The organism is Symbiopectobacterium sp. (assembly GCF_051710365.1).
Taxonomy (GTDB): Bacteria; Pseudomonadota; Gammaproteobacteria; order Enterobacterales; family Enterobacteriaceae; genus Symbiopectobacterium.
This window is the reverse complement of record NZ_JBPETA010000190.1, coordinates 1-5,626: the sequence shown is the minus strand read 5'-3', so window position 1 is coordinate 5,626 and position 5,626 is coordinate 1. Positions and strand designations below refer to the sequence as shown.

Annotated in this window: 3 protein-coding genes and 2 pseudogenes; 3 read left to right on the top strand and 2 right to left on the bottom strand. The window is 55.2% G+C overall.

Translation table 11 applies throughout. The annotated features are described in order from the left end of the window. The first annotated feature begins 401 nt into the window (after positions 1-401). Positions 402-1,424, top strand: a complete 1,023-nt coding sequence (locus ACTBDZ_RS14420) for a LacI family DNA-binding transcriptional regulator (RefSeq protein ID WP_438815837.1) — start codon at positions 402-404, stop codon at positions 1,422-1,424. Positions 1,425-1,481: 57 nt separating this feature from the next. Here ACTBDZ_RS14420 and fadA read toward each other — a convergent pair. Together fadA and ACTBDZ_RS14410 are read right to left on the bottom strand one after the other, a co-directional pair. Then, positions 1,482-2,640: pseudogene (gene fadA / locus ACTBDZ_RS14415) on the bottom strand (acetyl-CoA C-acyltransferase FadA). 151 nt (positions 2,641-2,791) lie between these two features. Then, positions 2,792-3,385: pseudogene (locus tag ACTBDZ_RS14410) on the bottom strand (enoyl-CoA hydratase-related protein); the annotation flags it as partial. A 183-nt stretch (positions 3,386-3,568) separates the two neighbouring features. On the opposite strand from ACTBDZ_RS14410, the gene pepQ reads away from it, so the two are divergent. Next, positions 3,569-4,900 (top strand): Xaa-Pro dipeptidase, encoded by a 1,332-nt coding sequence (gene pepQ, locus ACTBDZ_RS14405; RefSeq protein ID WP_438815836.1) that lies wholly within the window; start codon positions 3,569-3,571, stop codon positions 4,898-4,900. Then, positions 4,900-5,529 carry an IMPACT family protein gene (locus tag ACTBDZ_RS14400; RefSeq protein ID WP_438815835.1) on the top strand — a complete coding sequence of 210 codons (630 nt, stop codon included), beginning with the start codon at positions 4,900-4,902 and terminating at the stop codon, positions 5,527-5,529. The genes pepQ and ACTBDZ_RS14400 overlap by 1 nt, the downstream gene beginning before the upstream one ends. The last annotated feature ends 97 nt before the right edge of the window (positions 5,530-5,626 follow it).

Genomic DNA, 5,626 nt, shown 5'->3' with positions numbered 1-5,626 from the left:
TTCAGTATTGGTGACAGACCACCACAAGTATCCAACCTCAATTCTGTTCACAAGACCATCGTTGATGTTCTCGGCGAGCGATACCGTCGAATTTATTCTTAAAGTAGGTGCGGAATGACGGATAAAATAATTGCGCTAACATTTTTAGATCGAACCTATTGTTAGCGCTATTATCACGCGTTATTTTTGTATAATGGATCACAAATTAAGCAGCGTTGCTTTGTAATCGCTTGTGGCGTGTGAGGTGATCATGGGGATTGGCATCAATGATATTATCAATATGTTAGCGAAATCATTTAGTGGTAAAGATCGCGCCAGTCGGGCTGGCGGGTGGAAAACCGTGCCACTATTCAGGATAATGCCAACGCCGGAAGTCTGATCGTTGATAAGGAAACACGTCATTGAAAAGCGATAAGCGTGCCAAGGGTAGCCAACCGCGTACGCCCACACTTGAGGATGTTGCCAGAGCATCTGGGCTGTCGCCAATGACGGTAAGCCGGGCGTTGAACACGCCCAAGCTGGTAAAGGCGGCGACCATCGACAAGGTGATGGAGGCAGTGCGCATTACCGGCTATATCCCCAACCTGCTGGCCGGTGGGCTGGCCTCTCGCCGCAGCAAGCTTATTGCCGTGGTGGTGCCTCAGATCAACAACGCCATGTTTGTCGATACCATTCAGGCCATCAGCGATGAGCTGGACGCACGCGGCTATCATATGTTGCTCTGTGTGGCGGGGTATTCCGATGAAACAGAAGCGGAAATTGTGGCCACGTTATTGTCACGTCGCCCTGACGGGGTGGTGCTGACGGGCATTCATCACACGCCGGAATTGCGCAAAATCATCCTCAATGCGCAGATTCCAGTGGTCGAAATTTGGGATTTGACACCAACCCCGCTGGATATGCTGATTGGCTTTTCCCATGAGAAGATTGGCTTTGCCGCAGGAGACTATCTGCTGGGTAAAGGTCATCGGCGTTTTGGTTTGATTTGGGCCGCGGATCGGCGTGCGGCGCAGCGAAAAAACGGTTTATACGATGCCTTAGCGCGCCACGCCGACTGTGCGCTGAGTGAAGTCATTGTGCCGTTACCCGCCTCGATGGCGGCGGGGCGCACCGGGTTACGCCAGCTATTCGCGCAAGGTGAGCCATTGGATGCGATAGTCTGTAGCTCTGATACCCTGGCGCAGGGCGCGATTATGGAGGCGACGGCGCAAGGCGTAGCGGTGCCGCAGCAACTGGCCGTTATGGGATTTGGTGATTTGGCGTTTGCGGCGCATAACGTGCCGTCGATTTCGACGTTGGGCGTCGACAGTTGGAAGATGGGCAAAGAGGCTGCCACGCTGCTTGCTGACAAGATTGAAGGAAAAAGCACGGAAAGTCCGATTATTGATATCGGATTTACCCTGATTGAGCGGGATTCCGCCTAGTGAATGCGCTCCGCGCCACGCCGGAGAGATAACCGCTCCGACGTGCGCTTTGGCAAATTATACCCGTTCAAATACCGTGGCAATGCCCTGGCCGAGACCAATGCACATGGTCGCTACGCCAAACTGCACGTCGCGCTGTTCCATCAGGTTGATCAGCGTGCCGGAAATGCGCGCGCCGGAGCAGCCGAGCGCGATAGCCCCACCGTTCAGGTTCACCTTGTCATCGATGATTTCCAGCAGTCCTAAATCTTTCAGACAGGGCAGCGTTTGTGCGGCAAAGGCTTCGTTGAGTTCAAACACCCCAATATCCGTCAGCGCCAATCCTGCGCGCTTTAACGCCAACTGTACGGCAGGCACTGGGCCGTAGCCCATAATGGACGCATCGCAGCCGACCACTGCCATCGCCTTAATGCGCGAATGCGCGCGCGCGGTCAGCCCCCGCTCCCGTGCGCGTGATTCGCTCATGACGAGCATGGTGGCTGCGCCGTCAGAGAGGGCGGAGGCATTGCCCGCTGTCACCGTGCCATGCGCCGGAGCGAAGGCGGGTTTCAGGCTGCTCAGGCTTTCTACCGTGGTGTCGGCACGAATCACCTCATCATCGTGAAACGCATGCAGTATGCCATCGGCATCGTGGCCGACCGTGGGAACGATTTCATGGCGGAAGGCACCGCGTTGAGTTGCCTGCCAGGCGCGTTGATGAGAGCGAGCGGCGAACTGATCCTGCATGTCACGGCTGATGTGATGAATGCGTGCCAGCATCTCTGCCGTCAGCCCCATCATCGCAGCCGCTTTCGCCACGGTGCGGCTCAGGCCGGGATGAAAGTCGACGCCGTGATTCATCGGCACATGTCCCATGTGCTCCACACCGCCGATCAGGCAAGTGCTGGCATCCCCTACCATAATGGCGCGGGCGGCATCGTGCAGTGCCTGCATGGAGGAACCGCACAGGCGGTTGACCGTGACTGCGGGCACGGTCGGCGGAATCTCCGCCAGCAGCGCCGCGTTGCGGCCGATATTAAAACCTTGCTCCAGCGTTTGTTGTACGCAGCCCCAATAGATATCGTCTATCTCTTGGGCGTCCAGCGCCGGGTTACGGCTCAGCAAGCTGCGCATCATGTGGGCGGAAAGATCTTCGGCGCGCACCTGACGGAATGCACCCCCCTTTCGAGCGTCCCATCGGGGTGCGGATGGTGTCGACAATAACAACGTTTTCCATATTCTGTGACCTCATGCCGATTAACCGAGAGAGATACCCGCGTGCGGTGCCGCTGGGGGATAATAGCTGTCGTTACGCTCTGCAAGCTGGCGCAGACCATCGGGGATCTGATATATCGCCCCGAGGGATTCCAGGGCGTTAGCCTGTAGCGCATAATCGCGGCTGCCCAGCGTATCGAGATAGCGGCAGGCACCACCGCCTGAACCAGGCCGATTTTCAACGCTTCTGACGCATCGATGTCTTTTCCTGCGGCAATGATTTCCAGCGCGCTGTCGGCCCCTAACAGGAGTGGCAGGCGAACAGAGCCGCCAAAGCCGGGCATGATACCGAGTTTGACTTCTGGCAGACCGATGCGCGTGGACGGTGTGACGATACGGATATCCACCGCCAGGGCGCATTCACAGCCGCCGCCAAGGGCATAGCCGTTGATGGCGGCAAGTGTCGGTACCGGCAGGTCTTCAAGACGATTGAAGATACGGTTGGCTTGTTCCAACCAGGTTTGAAGATGCTCGCGCGGTGCCGCGAACAGCGACAAGAATTCGGTAATATCAGCACCGACGATAAACGCCGGTTTGTCTGAGCGCAGCAGCAGGCCTTCCAACTGCTCAAGCACGGTCAACGCATTGCCCAGGCTGGCAACGGTTTTGGTATCCAGCGTATTCACCGAGCCGGGAGAGGCAAAGACCAGCTCCGCGATCCCTTCCTCCAACCAGCGCACGTAGAGCGTTTCACTTTGATAAAGCATAGCGATCTCCAGAAACCGTATAATGATCTGGTACGACCAGATGAGTGGATTGTGGTTGAATGTTAAATAAATGCAAATAAAAGATTAATTATTTGCCATTTCGATCACAAAGCGCTCGCCGCTACCCTCCTGCGATCACTGTGATACACTGAGCGTATCTTGCTGTGGTTAATGAGGATCTTCATGGAAAAGCTGGCATCTTTGTTCCACCAGCATCTGGCGACGATGCAACAGCACGCGCAAAACGTACTGACGCAGCATCAGCTTGATGCGGTGTTAATTCATTCCGGGGAGCCCCTGACGCGTTTTCTGGACGATCAGGAATATCCCTTCAAGGTTAACCCCCAGTTCAAAGCCTGGGTTCCGGTGACTCACGTGCCCCATTGCTGGCTGTGGGTGGATGGGGTTAACAAACCCCGATTGTGGTTCTATTCTCCGGTCGATTATTGGCATAACGTTGCGCCATTGCCGGAGAGTTTCTGGACCAAAGACATCGACGTGAATGTGTTGTGCAATGCGAACGAGATTGGTGCGCTGTTGCCAGCGGCACTCGATCGTGTGGCTTATCTTGGCTATGTGCCTGAACGTGCGCTGTCTCTGGGGATTGCCCCGCAACATATCAACCCGAAACCCGTACTGGATTATCTGCACTACCATCGGGCCTATAAAACTGACTACGAACTGTTCTGTATGCGTGAAGCGCAGAAAACGGCGGTGGTCGGGCACCGTGCCGAGCATGAAGCTTTTCTGTCCGGTATGAGTGAGTTCGATATCAATCAGGCCTATCTGACCGCGACAGGTCATCGGGATACCGATGTGCCGTATGACAATATCGTCGCGCTCAATGAGCACTCTGCGGTGCTGCACTATACCCAGCTTGAACAGCGGGTGCCGTCAGAGGTTCGTAGTTTCCTGATTGACGCCGGTGCGGAATATCATGGCTATGCTGCCGATTTGACCCGTACCTACGCTGCGCAAAGCGATCATCTGTTTGCACAGCTCATCAAGGATTTGAATCAGGAACAGCAGGCGCTGATTGAGTCAATGCGAGTCGGCGTGCGCTATACCGACTACCATATTCAGATGCATCAGCGTGTGGCAAAACTGCTGCACCGTCATCACCTGGTGCAAGGGATGAGCGAAGAGGCGATGGTGCAGAGCGGGTTGACCGGGGTCTTTTTGCCACATGGACTGGGTCATCCGCTGGGTTTGCAGGTGCACGATGTAGGCGGTTTCATGCAGGACGAGCGCGGCACGCATCTGGCAGCGCCAGAAGCCCATCCCTACCTGCGCTGCACGCGTGTTATGCGACCTCGTATGGTGCTGACCATTGAGCCGGGTATCTATTTTATCGAATCGTTGCTGGCGCCGTGGCGTAGTGGGCAATACAGCCAGCATATTGATTGGAAAAAGATCGACATGTTGAAACCGTTTGGTGGGATCCGCATCGAAGACAATATCGTGTTCCATGAGAAACGCGTTGAAAACATGGCGCGGGATCTGAATCTCGCCTGATGCAACGTTATAAGATTCCAGCGAGTGAAGTCAGCGCCAGCGAAGAGATAAAAAAGAGTCTTTTTATCAATCTGTTGGCACCGAATGATGGCGTGGCGGCGGCCAAGGCCTATGTGCAGCAGGTGCGCGAGCGGTATTCCGATGCCGGGCACCACTGCTGTGCCTTTGTTGCCGGGGCACCGGATGATTCGCAACAGCTTGGCTTTTCGGATGATGGTGAGCCCTCAGGAACGGCGGGAAAACCCATGCTGGCGCAGCTGATGGGGAGCGGAATCGGTGAGATAACCGCTGTCTCGGTGCGCTACTATGGCGGCATTCCGCTAGGTACCGGGGGATTGGTCAAGGCGTATGGCGGCGGTGTCCAGCAAGCATTGAAGCACGTGGAAACGCTGGAAAAAGTGCTGCGCACGGCGTATCGACTACAGTGCGACTATACCTTACATGCGCCCGTTAGCGCGTTGATTCGGCAAATGGGCGGTGAAGTGAATCACTGCGATTATGGTGCAGAAGTGACGTTGCAGGTAGCGATCCCTGACAGTGCTTACCAAGAAACGGTGCGCCGTTTGCGCGATATAAGCAGGGGAACGTTGCAAATATCCATTATATGTATTAGTCGCGACTTGATCTGACACTGGACCTTGCAAGGTTGAGAGTTACCGGTTTTGATATGGGTGTCCAATCCTTATACAAAACACGAGGTAACTCTCATGATTCATACTAACAATC

Excerpts from the sequence above, each read along its gene's own strand:
- pepQ (WP_438815836.1), top strand. The coding sequence starts at position 3,569 with ATGGAAAAGCTGGCATCTTTGTTCCACCAGCATCTGGCGACGATGCAA.
- ACTBDZ_RS14400 (WP_438815835.1), top strand. The coding sequence starts at position 4,900 with ATGCAACGTTATAAGATTCCAGCGAGTGAAGTCAGCGCCAGCGAAGAG.